11 protein-coding genes and 1 tRNA gene are annotated in these 16,236 nt (G+C 28.3%); 10 read left to right on the top strand and 2 right to left on the bottom strand.

Translation table 11 applies throughout. The features are described 5' to 3' along the window. Positions 1 to 13 precede the first annotated feature (13 nt). Complete coding sequence (locus tag BCHRO640_RS03360) at positions 14 to 214, bottom strand: hypothetical protein (protein WP_148282917.1); 201 nt, start codon at positions 212 to 214, stop codon at positions 14 to 16. A gap of 406 nt (positions 215 to 620) precedes the next feature. On the opposite strand from BCHRO640_RS03360, the gene BCHRO640_RS03270 reads away from it, so the two are divergent. The 3 genes from BCHRO640_RS03270 to pgi all read left to right on the top strand — a co-directional run bounded on the left by BCHRO640_RS03270 (position 621) and on the right by pgi (position 4,069). Further along, a tRNA-Ile gene (locus BCHRO640_RS03270) sits at positions 621 to 694 on the top strand. A 331-nt stretch (positions 695 to 1,025) separates the two neighbouring features. Next, the gene (locus BCHRO640_RS03265; RefSeq protein WP_015344861.1) at positions 1,026 to 1,928 is read left to right on the top strand and encodes a homoserine O-succinyltransferase; all 903 of its coding nucleotides are present in this window, start codon (positions 1,026 to 1,028) and stop codon (positions 1,926 to 1,928) included. A 485-nt stretch (positions 1,929 to 2,413) separates the two neighbouring features. Further along, positions 2,414 to 4,069 (top strand): glucose-6-phosphate isomerase, encoded by a 1,656-nt coding sequence (pgi, locus tag BCHRO640_RS03260; RefSeq protein WP_015344860.1) that lies wholly within the window; start codon positions 2,414 to 2,416, stop codon positions 4,067 to 4,069. A 90-nt stretch (positions 4,070 to 4,159) separates the two neighbouring features. Here pgi and rsmD read toward each other — a convergent pair whose 3' ends face one another. Then, positions 4,160 to 4,747: a 16S rRNA (guanine(966)-N(2))-methyltransferase RsmD gene (gene rsmD / locus BCHRO640_RS03255; RefSeq protein WP_015344859.1), complete on the bottom strand. Its 588-nt coding sequence runs from the start codon at positions 4,745 to 4,747 to the stop codon at positions 4,160 to 4,162. 395 nt (positions 4,748 to 5,142) lie between these two features. On the opposite strand from rsmD, the gene ftsY reads away from it, so the two are divergent. The 7 genes from ftsY (at position 5,143) to ubiB (ending at position 16,065) form a co-directional block, all read left to right on the top strand. Next, entirely contained in the window at positions 5,143 to 6,069 is a 927-nt protein-coding gene (ftsY, locus tag BCHRO640_RS03250) for a signal recognition particle-docking protein FtsY (RefSeq protein ID WP_015344858.1), read from the top strand. Between the two features lie 606 nt (positions 6,070 to 6,675). Next, positions 6,676 to 7,524 carry an RNA polymerase sigma factor RpoH gene (gene rpoH, locus BCHRO640_RS03245; protein WP_011283162.1) on the top strand — a complete coding sequence of 283 codons (849 nt, stop codon included), beginning with the start codon at positions 6,676 to 6,678 and terminating at the stop codon, positions 7,522 to 7,524. Positions 7,525 to 7,829: 305 nt separating this feature from the next. Continuing rightward, positions 7,830 to 10,124 (top strand): 5-methyltetrahydropteroyltriglutamate--homocysteine S-methyltransferase, encoded by a 2,295-nt coding sequence (metE, locus tag BCHRO640_RS03240; protein ID WP_015344857.1) that lies wholly within the window; start codon positions 7,830 to 7,832, stop codon positions 10,122 to 10,124. 232 nt (positions 10,125 to 10,356) lie between these two features. Then, entirely contained in the window at positions 10,357 to 11,151 is a 795-nt protein-coding gene (gene udp, locus BCHRO640_RS03235) for a uridine phosphorylase (protein ID WP_015344856.1), read from the top strand. Between the two features lie 246 nt (positions 11,152 to 11,397). Next, positions 11,398 to 12,966, top strand: a complete 1,569-nt coding sequence (gene rmuC / locus BCHRO640_RS03230; RefSeq protein ID WP_071819622.1) for a DNA recombination protein RmuC — start codon at positions 11,398 to 11,400, stop codon at positions 12,964 to 12,966. 109 nt (positions 12,967 to 13,075) lie between these two features. After that, a complete protein-coding gene (gene ubiE, locus BCHRO640_RS03225; RefSeq protein ID WP_236608098.1) occupies positions 13,076 to 13,834 on the top strand; it encodes a bifunctional demethylmenaquinone methyltransferase/2-methoxy-6-polyprenyl-1,4-benzoquinol methylase UbiE in 759 nt (252 codons plus the stop codon). Between the two features lie 590 nt (positions 13,835 to 14,424). Next, positions 14,425 to 16,065, top strand: coding sequence for a ubiquinone biosynthesis regulatory protein kinase UbiB (ubiB, locus tag BCHRO640_RS03220; RefSeq protein ID WP_015344853.1), 1,641 nt, complete (start codon positions 14,425 to 14,427; stop codon positions 16,063 to 16,065). The last annotated feature ends 171 nt before the right edge of the window (positions 16,066 to 16,236 follow it).

Here is a 16,236-nt window from a genome sequence, read left to right as displayed (position 1 = left end):
ACATTGAACCTCGTTACATAACTAACAACAAACCTAGTAAAACGACCCCACAAAATAGAGAAGAATTTTTTAGTTGCATTCCACACCGCAACCACCCACCAACGAAGGTCCACCCTAGTCGGCAGCCACATCCAGAGCGAACTCCCACCAACCAACTCTTATTTACTTTACATATATACGCATATACATATATATGTATCCGTTGACCGAACATTTTAACAATTATATTTAAAAAAGTTGCAAAATTCAATGAAAAGAATAGATTAAATTATCTGCTTATTGAAGATAATTTGAAATAATATTGATTATTGTATGTTATTAGGATTGTATTATTGAGGATTGTTATAGTAGTATATAAAATATTAGAAATAAAAATTTGAAAGTAGGTTATTATTGTTTATTAATTTTTTCTTAATAACTAAATTTATGGAAATATTTGAATTAATATTTTGAGTTATGTTATTGCGGAAGACGGGCTCATTCCATTTAAATAGTCAATATATATGCGTTAATATGTTTTCCATTTTAAATGAATAAGTAGTTTTGTAATCAAACTTAATACATAATTATATGTTGTAGTTAAAGGTTATGGAAAATTGATAATATTTTATATTAATTACAGGCTTGTAGCTCAGGCGGTTAGAGCGCACCCCTGATAAGGGTGAGGACAGTGGTTCGATTCCACTCAGGCCTATCATGAATTGATGTATGTAATAGTAGATAATGAGAAATGTTCAATAGGATTTGTATCCTATTTATGTTTTTTTGCGCATGTTCGATGAATCACTATAAACTACGTGTTAATTATGTTAAATATATGGATTACAAATTATCCGTGATACTTAGATAATGATTTTTGTTTTTTGTATTTTACTCAATACGTGTTGAAAAAAATTAATTTTTATAATTATGATTCCATATTTGTGATGGATGATGGGAATTTGTAATATGTATATAGGCAAAATAAACAATTTAAAACTAAATAAATTTTAAAACATACGTATACATATTAAGGTTATGACATTATGCCAGTTCGGGTATTAAACAGGTTGCCTGCGATAAAAATTTTACAGAATGAAGATGTTTTTATTATGCAAAAATCACGCAATACTTTTAAAGAACAAAGTTCTTTAAAAGTATTGATTCTTAATTTAATGCCAAAAAAAATTGAAACGGAAAATCAATTATTACGTTTATTGTCAAATTCTCCCTTACAAATTGATATTCAATTATTGCGTATAGATGGTCATGTCCCTAAAAACACACCTGTTGAGCATTTAAACAACTTTTATTGTAGTTTTCCAGATATCCGATATAAAAACTTCGATGGTTTAATTGTAACTGGTGCTCCTTTGGGATTAATTAATTTTGAAAATATAACCTTTTGGCCTCAAATTGAACAATTATTCTTATGGGCAAAAGAACATATTAATTCGATATTATTTATTTGTTGGGCAGTACAGGCGGCTTTAAAAGTGCTATACAATCTTCCTAAATTTACTCGGAAACGTAAATTAGTAGGAATTTACCAACATAATACTATAAATTCACATGCGCTTTTAACAAAAGGATTTGATGAAAAATTTTTGGCGCCTCACTCTCGTTATTCGGATTTTCCTAAAGATATAATTTATCGGAACACAGATTTAGAAATTTTAGCAGAATCTGATGAAGCAGGTGCATATTTGCTTATGAGTCAAGACAAGCGTTTAATATTTATAACTGGACATCCAGAATATGACGCGATGACTTTATCTCAGGAGTATTATAGAGATTTAAAATTGGGATTAAGTCCAATGCTGCCAGATCATTATTTTCCTCAAGACAATCCTAATTTAGTTCCTAAGATCAGTTGGAGAAGTCATGCGTATTTATTATTTGCAAATTGGTTGAATCATTATGTACAACAAAATGTCATTAACATTTAAGTTCTTTCTGAACAGATTGAGTGAGATGAATAATAAACTATCATATTTATTCTGTAAAATTAACTTATGAAATATAAATTCAAAAAATTATAAATATTTTAAAATTATATAATTTCCTCAAAACTATAGTTTTGAGTTTGTTGTTATTGCGCATACAAAAGATTATGTATTTTTTGATGTCTATCTGATACCAATGATATTGGTTGGTGTATAAAAGTGTATTTATACATAATCAAGAATTTTTCAATTTACATAAATATATGCAGATATATACTATATTGATATAGAAATAAATGGTTAATTTCGTATATTTAGTTTCCTGTATAAATTTTCACCATATTTATACGCATGAGGTACGATAATTATATATAAATCGGTTACTACATTTATGTAGTAACCTGAATGAGTTATGGCGCGTTGAATAGTTTATTTTAAATTTAATTTTTATTCACTTACTTTTGTGATAGAGCATAAGAAAATGAATTATGAAAAATATAAATCCTAATCGTACACAAGCTTGGCAGCATCTCAAACAACATTTTGAAGATATGAAGAGCACATCAATTAACGATTTGTTCAATCAAGACAAATATAGGTTTGCTCATTTCTCTAAAACATTTAATAATGAAATTTTAGTGGATTATTCAAAAAACTTAATCACGAACGAAACTATTATTAAACTAATCTCTTTGGCTATTGAATGTGATCTGATAGAAGCCATTTCAGATATGTTTCATGGTGAAAAAATTAATTGTAGTGAAGATCGTGCTGTATTACACATAGCTTTAAGAAATATAAAAAATACGCCAATTTTAGTGGATGGATTCAACGTAATGCCACAAATAAATGCAGTACTAAATAAAATGAAACAATTTTGTAATCGGGTTATTCAAGGTAATTGGACAGGTTACACGGATAAAATAATTACAGATATTGTTAATATAGGTATTGGCGGCTCCAATCTTGGGCCTTATATGGTAACTGAAGCATTAAAGCCATATCGAAATCATTTAAATATGCATTTTGTCTCTAATATAGACGGCACACATATTTTTGAGACATTAAAAAATTTAAATCCAGAAAATACACTATTTGTAATAGCATCAAAAACTTTTACTACGCAAGAAACTATGACCAATGCGCTTAGTGCACGTAACTGGTTTTGTAAAGCTACTTCTGACGCACAACATATATCGAAGCATTTTATAGCATTATCCACAAATACCATAGCAGTGCGTAAATTTGGTATTGATCCATCAGAAAATATGTTTAAATTTTGGGATTGGGTAGGCGGGCGTTATTCATTGTGGTCATCAATTGGTTTACCGATAATGCTATCAGTAGGAGTGAGCAATTTTGAGTTATTGCTGACTGGAGCTCATGACATGGATATACATTTTTATAGCACACCGTTACATGAAAATCTACCAGTAATTCTAGCGCTTATTGGTATTTGGTACAATAATTTCTTTCAAGTTGAAACTGAAGCTATTTTTCCTTATGATCAATATATGCACCGTTTTACAGCATATTTACAGCAAGTAAATATGGAATCTAACGGAAAATGTGTAGATCGCAATGGATGCCCTATTACATATCAAACTGGCCCTATTATATGGGGAGAACCTGGGACTAATGGACAACATTCATTTTATCAATTGCTTCATCAAGGCACTAAAATGGTTCCATGTGATTTTATTGCACCAGCAATTAGTCATAATCCTATATCTAATCATCATGAAAAATTAATATCAAATTTTTTTGCTCAAACCAAAGCGTTGGCTTTTGGAAATACACATTTAACATCAATGCAAAAATATGTAAAATCTAAAAAAAATTACAAATATGAACAATGTATAGTTCCTTTTAAGTTATGTAAAGGAAATAATCCTAGTAATTCTATTTTAGTTAAAAAAATTACTCCTTATACTTTAGGAGCTTTGATTGCTTTATATGAACATAAAATATTTACACAAGGCATTATTTTTAATATTTATACTTTTGATCAATGGGGGGTGGAATTAGGAAAACAATTGGCTGACAGTATTTTACCAGAATTAAAATATGAAAGTATGATTTCTAAAAATCATGACAGTTCAACTTATGGTTTAATACATTGTTACAAATCTTGGTGTGGTTAATGTAATTTTTTTGATGAAAGCTACATTTAATTGTGGTAGACGTGTGGAAAAAACATGTTTTGAGTAGTGTTTTTATTATATTTAAACATTCTATGATCTTCTTAAAAAAAGATAATACATAACATTCCGAGTAATTTTTTTATGATATAAAATCCAATAATTCGGAATTATACTAGTATTAAAAATGTTTCTTTTTTTTGAAGTTTCTATATAAATCCAAGATTCTTTTTCCAATAGATTATACCTTTCTAATAAAAAAATAACTTCAGGTATAATATTATTTTGAAAAGGAGGATCAAGAAAGATGACATTATAAGTCGTAGTCGATTGTTGTAACCAAGAACGACAATCAGTATATATTATTTCACTGTTATATGCTGAAAAAGACTGAATGACTTTTATCAATGCAGTAATACAAATATGATTATTATCTAAAAAAGTTACTTTATTAGCTCCTCTAGACAATGATTCTAGACCTAGTGCGCCGCTTCCAGCAAAACAATCTAAACACACCGCTCTAGAAATAATAGGATTAAGCCAACTAAATAATATTTCACGCATACGATTAGTAGTTGGACGTATCTTAGAATGCCGAGTAATTGGTATGTTTCTTCCCTTCCATTTACCGCCAATAATCTTAATTTTTCTGGATACGCCTAAATGTAATTTATTTTTCACACATCCACTATATTTCTGTATATATTAAAATAATAATTCATAGGACATTTTTATTTTTTGAAATGAAAAGGATTTTTATTATGAGTCATGAATCATCAATTTGTTTTTATGCTATATAAATCTAATTACTTATACATAAACTATAGAAGTTTGACAATTATAGTTTCTAATGTTTTGTATATCTACAACCCATTTGTTTTTTGTTATACTCTTTATTAGTTGTATTTGCGTCTGCAATTATGTGTCGTGTATTACATGTAAATATTTTGTATTTTTGAAAAAATAAAAAATAAACAATATCAATGAAAATTGATTAACAAAGTATGTAATAAAAACATCGAAATAAATAAAAAATAACATCGTATATGTTAATGATAATTATGAGGTGAATATATATGAATTCTGCATATAATTTATTTAATAGACTGAAACAAAGTTTGTTGAATACTCGAAAAAAATTGGGTGATAATATAATAGAGTTAATTCGTAATAAAAGAATTGATACTGTTATTTTAGACAAACTTAAGACTCAATTATTAATCGCAGACATCAATATACATACTACCCAAAAAATCATTAATAATTTGAGAAATTATATTAGTTTTAATACTAATTGTAATGAACAATCTTTTCACGATGCATTACGTAATGAAATGTTAAAAATAGTTACACTCATTGACAGACCATTATTTTTACAAGAAAAAAAACCATTTATTATATTAATGGTAGGGGTGAATGGTGTTGGAAAAACTACTACTATTGGAAAATTAGCACATTATTACCGATTAAAGAATAAAACTGTAATGCTAGCAGCAGGAGATACCTGTAGAGCCGCAGCTGCAGATCAGTTAGAAATTTTGGGAAAACGTAGTGGTTGCACCGAAGTCATCACAAAAAATACCACTGCTGATTCTGCTTCAATAGTTTTTGATGCCGTTAAAATAGCTAAAATAAAATCTGTTGATTTACTTATCATAGATACCGCAGGTAGATTACAAAATAAAATATATGCTATGGAGGAATTAAAAAAAATTATTAGAGTAATAACAAAAATTGATGCAGCGGCACCTCATGAAACCATGTTAGTTCTTGATGCCAATATCGGACAAAATTCTGTAAATCAAGTACGCATGTTCAATGAAGCTATTAAAATTACAGGAATAGTTATGACCAAATTAGATGGTAGTGCTAAAGGAGGCACTCTTTTATCTATTGCTGATCATTTTTCAATACCAATACGATATATTGGGATAGGGCAAAATATTGATGATTTACAACCATTTAAATCACACAATTTTGTTGAAGCTATTTTAAAAGAGTAAACTCAATAACAAAAAACGCTACTTATAATTTATATGGGTGTTTTTAAAAACAAGGTTATTAATCTGAATAGCAACAAAAATATTTTTATAAATAATTATTGAAAATAATGTTATTCATATTTATGATGTTTTCTGAGGATTTTAATTAAAAGAGACTAAGTTTAGATAATTAAAATAATATTTATGATTTATTGAAGTAAAAAAGTCATAAAACCCAGAATATTAATTAAAAATAAAATTTAAAAATAGTACAGATTGACAACAAAAAACGAATCGACCGCATCTATTGGCATTTGTATATTCTGTACATAATCCACGCATCATTAATGTTCACTTACAATTCAGATTATACTAAAATTATCTATGAAGTATTTAATGTTATTAAGAATAATGATTAGTTATAATAGGTAATTTATGATATATTATATATAATTAGAATTAGCAATAAAATCAATGATGATTACGTTAATATATACACTATTTAAGTGTCATACATCATTCTGTTGTTGATACAAAATTTTTTACAATGATTCTGATGCAATTACATGCAGACGCAATGATGTACTCATAATTATCTGCGTATACATGGTTATTTTAGGAGAATAAATGCCTAAATATATACAAAAAAATGTAACTTTAATTCCTCAAGGGAATTTAGAAGCTTATATAAAAGTAGCCAATGCTTATACTATGTTAACAGCAGAAGAAGAAAAAACATTAGCTAAACGCTTATACTATAATGGTGATTTAGATGCTGCAAAAAAACTCATTGTATCACATCTAAGATTTGTTGTTCATGTTTCTCGTAATTATTCTGGTTATGGATTACCTCAGGCCGATTTAATACAAGAAGGTAATATTGGTTTAATGAAAGCTGTTCGTCGATTTAATCCAGAGTTAGATGTTCGTTTAGTATCATTTGCTGTACACTGGATTAAATCCGAAATTCATGAATATGTTTTAAAAAATTGGCGTATTGTAAAAATAGCTACCACTAAAGCGCAGCGTAAATTATTTTTTAATCTACGCAAAACTAAACAACGTTTAGGTTGGTTTAATGCAGGAGAAATAGAAATAGTCGCAAAAGCTTTAAATGTGACTAGCAAAGACGTGCGTGAAATGGAATCCCGAATGTCAGCGCAAGATATGACTTTTGAACAATCTTCAGATGAAGATAATAGAGGAATAACAATAGCACCTATTTTATATTTGCAAGACAAAATTGTTTCCTCTAATGAAGAAGAGGAATGGATTGATCAAGTTAGCGATAAATTAAATGCAGCTATAAAGACTTTAGATGAACGCAGTCAACACATTATTCGTGCCCGATGGTTAAATGTAGATAATAAAAGTACGTTACAAGAATTAGCTAATCAATACGGTGTATCTGCTGAACGAGTACGTCAATTAGAAAAAAATGCCATGAAAAAAATGAAACTAATTATACAAAATTAATTAAAATTTTTTTGAATTTCATTGGTGAAACTAAATAATATAAAAATTGTTAAAATGTATATATACTTATTAATTTTTAATTGTTTGATTATAGTATATCAATTTGATATAATTCATATTTATTAATGATTTTTGATGTTACACATTTTTAATTTAAAAAAAAGTTATATAGTAGCTATAGCATTAGTTGTGAAGTTATTTTGCAATAATCGAATTGACTATTGGCGCCATAATACTTTTTTAAATTTTTTACTATAATTTTTTATGAGTACTTCATATAATAAAAATAGCTCATGGAGTGAATTATGACAATTGTCGGTCATATATTAGGATTTCCTCGTATTGGATTACATAGAGAATTAAAATATGCTCTAGAATATTATTGGGATGGAAAAATCAAAGAAGATAAATTATTAGAAATAGGCCGTACATTACGCAAACGTCATTGGAAACAACAGAAAGATTCCGGTATCGACTGGATCTCAGTAGGTGATTTCGCATGGTACGATCATGTTTTAACTACTAGCTTGATGCTCAATAATATTCCAGATAGGCATCGTATTGGTCAAGAAAATATTAATTTAAATACATTGTTTAGAATAAGCCGAGGGTATTCTTTAGACAAAAAATTGATACCTCCTTCAGAAATGAAAAAATGGTTTAATACAAATTATCACTATATAGTACCCGAATTTGTTCCCAATCAGGAATTTAAGTTAAATTGGACTCAATTATTTGATGAAATAGATGAAGCTTTATCTTTACAATATACGGTAAAACCAATACTACTTGGCCCAATTAGTTATCTTTGGTTAGGAAAAATAAAAGGAAAAAAATTTGATCGTTTGTCATTATTACCTAATTTATTATCAGTATATCAAGAAATATTAGATATTTTATTATCAAAAAATATTGATTGGATACAAATTGATGAGCCCATACTAGTTTTGGAGCTACCGTTACAATGGCTAAATGCATATTTAAGCGCGTATGAACAACTTCATGGTAAAGTTAAGTTACTATTAACTACTTATTTCGATAGCATATATCATCAATTAGATATTATTACGCGATTAAAAATAGATGGGCTACATGTAGATCTGGTTTCTAATCCTGATAATTTACCTGTACTGCATGCACGACTACCAAAACATTGGACATTATCAGCAGGAGTAGTTAATGGACGTAATGTATGGAAAACTAATTTACATGATTGGTTTAAAAAACTATATCCTTTAGTAGGCGAGCGCAGCTTATGGATAGGTTCTTCTTGTTCCTTATTACACAGTCCTATTGATCTAAATACGGAGATCAAGTTAGATAAACACGTTAAAGAATGGTTTGCTTTTTCGTTGCAAAAATGTTACGAAATAAAAATGTTATGCGCTGCATTGAATGCTAAAAACACAAGTGACGCGACATATGAAGATACACTTAGTGAATATTATATTTCTAATAACTTACGATCGTATTCTAGTACAATTCATAATATACAAGTTAAAAAACGTCTCGAACACATCGATGAAATTTCTTATTCTAGATCTTCTCCGTACACAACACGAGTTACATTACAGCATAAGAAGTTGAATTTACCATTATTTCCAACAACTACTATCGGTTCATTTCCTCAAACTGAAGAAATTCGTAAACTTCGTTCGCGCTTTAAAAATAACCAAATCAACAAAGAAGATTATCATTGTAATATTAAGAATTACATTAAAAAAATTATTATGGAACAAGAAAAATTAGATTTAGATATTCTAGTACATGGAGAACCAGAACGAAATGATATGGTGGAATATTTTGGAGAGAATTTAAATGGATTTATATTTACTCAAAATGGGTGGGTACAAAGTTATGGTTCACGTTGCGTAAAACCTCCGGTAATTATTGGGGATATTAGTCGTTCAAAACCCATTACTATAGAATGGATAAGTTATGCTCAGTCATTAACTAATAAACCGATAAAAGGTATATTAACTGGACCTGTCACCATAATGTCTTGGTCGTTCCCACGCGAGGATATGCAACGAAAAACAATAGCATTGCAATTAGCCTTATCGATACGTGATGAAGTAATAGACTTGGAAAAATCTGGTATTGGAATCATACAAATTGATGAGCCAGCTTTGCGAGAAGGATTACCTTTAAAACGCTCTGATCAAAAACAATATTTAGAATGGGCAATTAATGTCTTTAGGATCACTGTATCATCAGTGAAAGATGATACTCAGATTCATACTCATATGTGTTATTCTGAATTTAGCGATATCATTTATGCTATTCTAGCATTAGATGCGGATGTTATCAGTATAGAAGCAGCTAGATCAGATGAGAAAATATTAAAATCCATACGACATGTAATAAAGAATTTAAATGAAATTGGACCAGGAATATACGATATTCATTCTCCAAATAAACCAACCCAAAATGATCTTATCAGAAGAATTAATCAATTGTTAAAATATATCCCAAAACAACGTTTATGGATTAATCCTGATTGTGGATTAAAAACAAGATCATGGCCTGAAATTAAACATTCGTTGAATAATATGGTGTCTGCAGCTAAATTATTGCGTAAACAATTTTATTCATCGTAAATAATGACTAATAATTTTTATTAATTGATTGTATAGCAATCAATATCAAGATAAAATTACCGAATTTATTGGTAATACAGTGGATTGATTACGAAATCATCTATTTAAGGAACGATCATTGAATCAGTTAAAATTGATATTTTTTATGAATAAAAAATAAAGAATTTGGAAAAGTTTCCCACGAATCTTAAACATTCTTAATAACTTTTAAAAAACACGCAATAGTTAGATTATGACTATAACTCATTCATTTCATTTAGGTTTAAAGATCGGGGACCTTCAAGGGGCAACTTTAGCTATCCTTCCAGGAGATCCTAATAGAGTTAAAAAAATAGCTTCTCTGATGGACGGAGCGGAATACATTTTTAGTAATAGAGAATTTACAACTTGGTCCGCAAAAATCAATAAAGAGACAGTAATTGTTTGTTCTACAGGTATAGGCGGTCCATCTACTTCTATTGTAGTAGAAGAGTTATCTCAATTAGGCATACGTACATTCTTACGTGTAGGTACCTCAGGAGCTATCCAAAAATATATAAAAATAGGCGATGTGTTGATTATCACTGCTGCTGTTCGCTGTGATGGAGCAAGTCAACATTTTGCTCCATTAGAATTTCCAGCAGTAGCAGATTTATCATGTACTATAGCTTTAATTCAAGCAGCTAAAAACATTGGTATTAAATCACATTTCGGTGTAACCGTATCTTCAGATACATTTTATCCTGGACAAGAAAGACAAGATACATATTCTGGGCGAGTTATTCAAAAATTGCGCGGGTCCATGGAAGAATGGAAAAACCTGGGAGTTATGAGTTATGAAATGGAATCTGCAACACTACTAACTATGTGTTTAAGTCAAGGATTACGAGCAGGAGTTGTTACAGGCGTTATTGTAAATCGCACACAAAAAGAAATTCCAAACGTTACTTTAATACATCATACTGAATATATGGCAATGAAAGTTGCAATAGAAGGCGCTCATATTATTTTGAACAAAAGCAACACTTTACACTGTTATGCAGAATAATATTAATCATTATTCTTTAAATATTTCTATTCATTTTAATAATATTCAGTTATTGACAAAAAAATTTTAAAATAACATATTATTATTTTTTAAATAAAAGAATCGAGAATGGAATTTAGCATGCTGTATTGTCTAAATAACATCATATCATTAATATGATATAAGACCTACTTCTATTTGTATTCCTACACTATTGATATGTTGTATATAATGATTAATAATAAGTAATTATTATAAAGCTTATTTATGAATATATTTTATGACAGAGAATCTATGCCAATTACTTTATTTTATTTGTATAACATAATTAGCATATTCGCAGGTTTCTTAATATCTGGAATATTTTTTAAGATCATAAGCAAACGGTATATAAAAAAATATAATAATGCTTATGCATCTCATGAGAATGCTTTATGTGTAACTGCGCAAAATTTAAAAAATGAGTCTGCTTTACGTTATAATATTGAACAGAAATTGCAAAAAAAATCTCAAGTGATATATGAACTGTATGGTAAATTATCCACTGCCGAAGAGCGTTTAAAATTACTAAATCATTATCATCAAAAATGTGAAAAACTAAATAATGAATTACATGTACAATTAAATTTAAATCATTCTCAAGAATTAAAAATACAAGAATTAAATATTCGTTTAGAAGAATACAAATTAGCAACAGAAGAAAAACAGAAGTTGTTCACCAATAGTGAAAACCGATTAACTATGCAATTTGAAAATTTGGCAAATCGTATTTTTGAGCAAAACGGAAGTAAGATAGACCAACAAAATCGAATAACTCTTGAGAGAACATTATATCCATTAAAAGAACAGTTAGAAGGATTTAAAAGTCAAATTCAAAATAATTTCTCAAAAGAAGAACAATCGAGACATACCCTGACATATGAAATTCGTAATTTACATCAATTGAATGCAAAAATTACTCAAGAAACTATTAATCTAACACAAGCACTAAAAGGAAACAATAAAACACAAGGAAGTTGGGGAGAAATAATTCTAACTCGTGCATTAGAAGCTTCTGGTATGCGTGAAGGTCATGAATTTCATGTGCAAGTCAGCATAAAACAAACTGATGGAAATAGATTGCAACCTGATGTAATCATACATTTACCTCATGGTAAAGATGTAATAATTGATTCTAAAGTATCTCTAGTGGCTTATGAACGTTATTTCAATAGCGATAGCGAAGAAGATCAAAGGTTAGCTGTCACTGATCATGTACATTCATTACGTGCTCATATAAAATCATTAAGCAAAAAAGATTATCAAAAATTATTTGGATTGAACACATTAGATTATATTTTAATGTTTGTCCCTATTGAATCAGCTTTTATGTTAGCTATCAAAAAAGAAGCATCATTATTAACAGATGCTATGCGGTGTAATATTATGTTAATTAGCCCTACAACATTGTTGATAGCTTTGCGCACTATTAATAATTTATGGCGTTATGAATATCAAAACTGTCATGCTCAAAAAATTGCTGATAAAGCAGGCAGATTGTATGACAAACTACGGTTGTTTATGGATGATTTGAATAAAATTGGTCTTTATCTAAATAAAGCAGAAGTTGTTTATAGTGCAGCAAAGAATAAATTTTCTGAAGGAAAAGGTAATATTATAAGTCAAGCGGAAGGTTTTAGAGCGCTTGGAGTGCAAATAAAACAACCAATTGTTACTAATGTGATTTCACCGAATTCTATATTTTTATGTGATACAAAAAAAAAATCTTCCGATGTATCTAATTGTGAAGATAATATCACTGAAAATATATGTCATAAATCTTTATCAAATTATTGATTTAGTACATTAAAGTATGTGACTTGATAAAATCAGAGTACTATTTTAGTAAAATTAGTATTATTTTCTGACAAATAGAAATTTAATGATAATTACGGTAATGATGAATATGAAGAATAAATCTGAAAAAGAAATGACTCATTTTGGTTTTCAAAATGTTTACAAAGATAAGAAAACATCATTAGTGTCTAATGTATTCCATACTGTAGCATCACAGTATGATTTAATGAATGATTTAATGTCGTTTGGAATACATAGAATGTGGAAACGATTTACGATTTATCGCAGCGAAGTATATGTTGGATGCATTGTATTAGATCTAGCTGGAGGTACTGGAGATTTAAGTATTCAATTTTCCCGGTTAGTAGGTAATACAGGGATCGTAGTGCTAGCAGATATCAATGATTCCATGCTACATATAGGGCAAAAAAAATTACGCGATTTAGGTATATTAAATAATGTAATATATATACAAGCTGACGCTGAAGCTTTACCTTTCTCTGAAAATACTTTTGATTGTGTTGCTGTTTCTTTTGGATTACGCAATTTTACAAATAAAGAACAAGCATTATTTTCAATACATAGAGTATTAAAACCTAGAGGAAAATTATTAATTTTAGATTTCGGAGTGCCTACTTTTAAAGTATTGCATAAAATATATGATTTATATTCATTTCATATTTTACCTAAAATAGGTAAATGTATAACTCAAGATATTAATAGTTATCGTTATCTTGTAGAATCTATTCGTATGCATCCAGATCAAGAAACTTTAAAAAACATGATAATACGAACAGGATTCAACAATGTTGAATATTTCAATATGACTTTTGGGATTGTTGTATTACATTGCGCTTATAAATGTTAAAAAAATATTAATATTCAGTGCATTATTAAAATAGACAGTGTCATTATTTTTTTAACATCGCCAAGAACGTGAATATTTATTAAATCCTGTAAAGATATTTTATTTCGATCGCAAAAAACTATGATATTAAACTATTTTACTATCTTAGTAAGAAACAATTATTTATTTTTATATTTATAAAAAACAAATTAGATAAAAATAGAATATACAATGATACTATATATTATGTGAATGAACAACCTATAATACAGTAGATGATGAGTATATTCATTTTAAGATTAGCGAGGATGTTTAATTAATTTAAAATTTAATTAAACAATGTAAACTCGTATCTAGTTTTAACATTATTAGTATTTGTGATACTTACAATCAAACTTATATATTATCAAACAGATGAAATTTTATCTCATACTTTATAGATTTTTATGAAAAAAACGCATTTTAATTAAAAATGTTTACATGTAACTATACTTGATAGTAAGAACACGGTATAAGCCTAATGAACTAAAAGTAATCCTTATAAAGATGTATTATTTAAATATAAAACTGAATATTTTCCTAATCATTTTAAACAAATTATAGGCAATCTGATGCTTGTTGATGAGTTATGTCGACTGTATTCTATAATTAAAACAATATTAAATTATGGGCTAAGTGATTTTGTTCCTACTCATCGACTAATTTTTCCATTAAGAATAGGTAGTAGATTTCTTTTACGTGTTTTAAATAAGCATTCTCAACTAACTTTAGGGGAACGATTTCGTTTAGCATTACAGGAGTTAGGTCCAATATGGATTAAATTTGGGCAAATGCTTTCTACTCGACGCGATATCTTTCCAGATTCTGTTGCAGATCAATTATCAATACTACAAGATCGTGTGGCGCCTTTCGATGGGATTATTGCTAAAATGTGCATAGAACGAGCTATTGGGAATTCATTAGAAACATGGTTTAAAGATTTTCAAGAAATACCATTGGCATCTGCATCTATCTCACAGGTACATTCTGCCAGATTAAAAAAAAACAATAAAGATATAGTAATTAAAATTATTCGACCCGGTCTTTTACCTATTATTAAAATAGATATATGTTTAATGTATAGATTAGCCAAATGGATTTGTAAATTTTTACCAGAAGGACGGAAATTTAAGTTCTTAGAAGTTGTTTCAGAATATGAAAAAACTCTTTTTAATGAGCTCAATTTGCTAAAAGAAACAGCGAATACTATTCAATTGAGAAGAAATTTTAAAAAAAGTCAAATATTATATATACCCAAAGTATACGTAGATTTTTGTAGCGAAAACGTTATGGTTATGGAGCGTATCTATGGTATACCAGTATATAATTTAGTTGCGCTTAAAAAACAAAAAACTAATATGAAATTATTAGCAGAACGTGGAATAGAAATATTTTTTACTCAAGTATTTCGAGATAGTTTTTTTCACGGAGATATGCATCCTGGTAATATTTTTATTAGCTATAAACACCCAGGAAATCCAAAATATATTAGTGTTGATTGCGGCATTGTAGGATCTTTAAATAAAAAAGATAAATACTATTTAGCAGCAAATTTCATAGCATTTTTCAATCATGATTATCGTAAAATAGCTGAATTGCATCTTGATTCAGGTTGGATACCTTTGGATACCAACATTGAAGATTTTGAATGCGCTATGAGAACAGTATTTGAACCAATTTTTGAACAACCGTTAGAAAAAATTCCTTTCAGTAAAATATTGTTGTACTTATTTAATACTGCACGATATTTTAATATGGAAATACAACCCCAATTAATTTTATTACAAAAAACTTTATTGTATATCGAAGGAATAGTTAGACAATTATATCCAAATTTAAATCTTTGGAAATCTGCTCAACCTTTTTTAGAAAGATGGATGCGGGATCAATTAAAATTGTCAACAACAATATGTGCTTTAAAAGACAAGATACCTCATTGGATAGATAAAATACCAGAATTACCGAATTTATTATCTCATGAATTTAAACGTTCTTGTATGTTACAAAAAAAAATAGAAATATTAATAAGAGAATTAAGAACTCAGCGAACTAATCACGGTCAAGCGCTATTTTTATTTGGTGTTGGTGCAACATTAGTTACCAGCAGTATTTTTTTGTATATACAGGATAAATATTTAAAAATTTTTTCTATTTTTTTATTTGTAATTGGAATCTTTATTTGGACAATAGGTTGGAAACGTATCATACAATAACAATATGCTATTACTATTTAATTAAATTTTATTTTCTAATACAAGTTTATTTGAACAATTCAACGAAACATCTTATATTAAATGAGTGCTGAAATATAATAATATCAATTAATTCAATCATAACTTTAAAACTGTACTTAATGATAATTATACGATATTTTGTAATATTAT

The organism is Candidatus Blochmanniella chromaiodes str. 640 (assembly GCF_000331065.1).
Classification (GTDB): Bacteria; Pseudomonadota; Gammaproteobacteria; order Enterobacterales; family Enterobacteriaceae; genus Blochmanniella; species Blochmanniella pennsylvanica.
Note: the sequence above shows the minus strand (reverse complement) of the source record. Positions and strands in the feature narration are given on the sequence as shown.

Bases quoted from the DNA above. Each gene is read 5' to 3' on its own strand.
- ubiB (WP_015344853.1), top strand. From the start codon at position 14,425: ATGCTTGTTGATGAGTTATGTCGACTGTATTCTATAATTAAAACAATA.
- rmuC (WP_071819622.1), top strand. From the start codon at position 11,398: ATGAATATATTTTATGACAGAGAATCTATGCCAATTACTTTATTTTAT.
- pgi (WP_015344860.1), top strand. From the start codon at position 2,414: ATGAAAAATATAAATCCTAATCGTACACAAGCTTGGCAGCATCTCAAA.
- ubiE (WP_236608098.1), top strand. From the start codon at position 13,076: ATGAAGAATAAATCTGAAAAAGAAATGACTCATTTTGGTTTTCAAAAT.
- BCHRO640_RS03265 (WP_015344861.1), top strand. From the start codon at position 1,026: ATGCCAGTTCGGGTATTAAACAGGTTGCCTGCGATAAAAATTTTACAG.
- udp (WP_015344856.1), top strand. From the start codon at position 10,357: ATGACTATAACTCATTCATTTCATTTAGGTTTAAAGATCGGGGACCTT.
- BCHRO640_RS03360 (WP_148282917.1), bottom strand. From the start codon at position 214: ATGTTCGGTCAACGGATACATATATATGTATATGCGTATATATGTAAA.
- rpoH (WP_011283162.1), top strand. From the start codon at position 6,676: ATGCCTAAATATATACAAAAAAATGTAACTTTAATTCCTCAAGGGAAT.
- metE (WP_015344857.1), top strand. From the start codon at position 7,830: ATGACAATTGTCGGTCATATATTAGGATTTCCTCGTATTGGATTACAT.
- ftsY (WP_015344858.1), top strand. From the start codon at position 5,143: ATGAATTCTGCATATAATTTATTTAATAGACTGAAACAAAGTTTGTTG.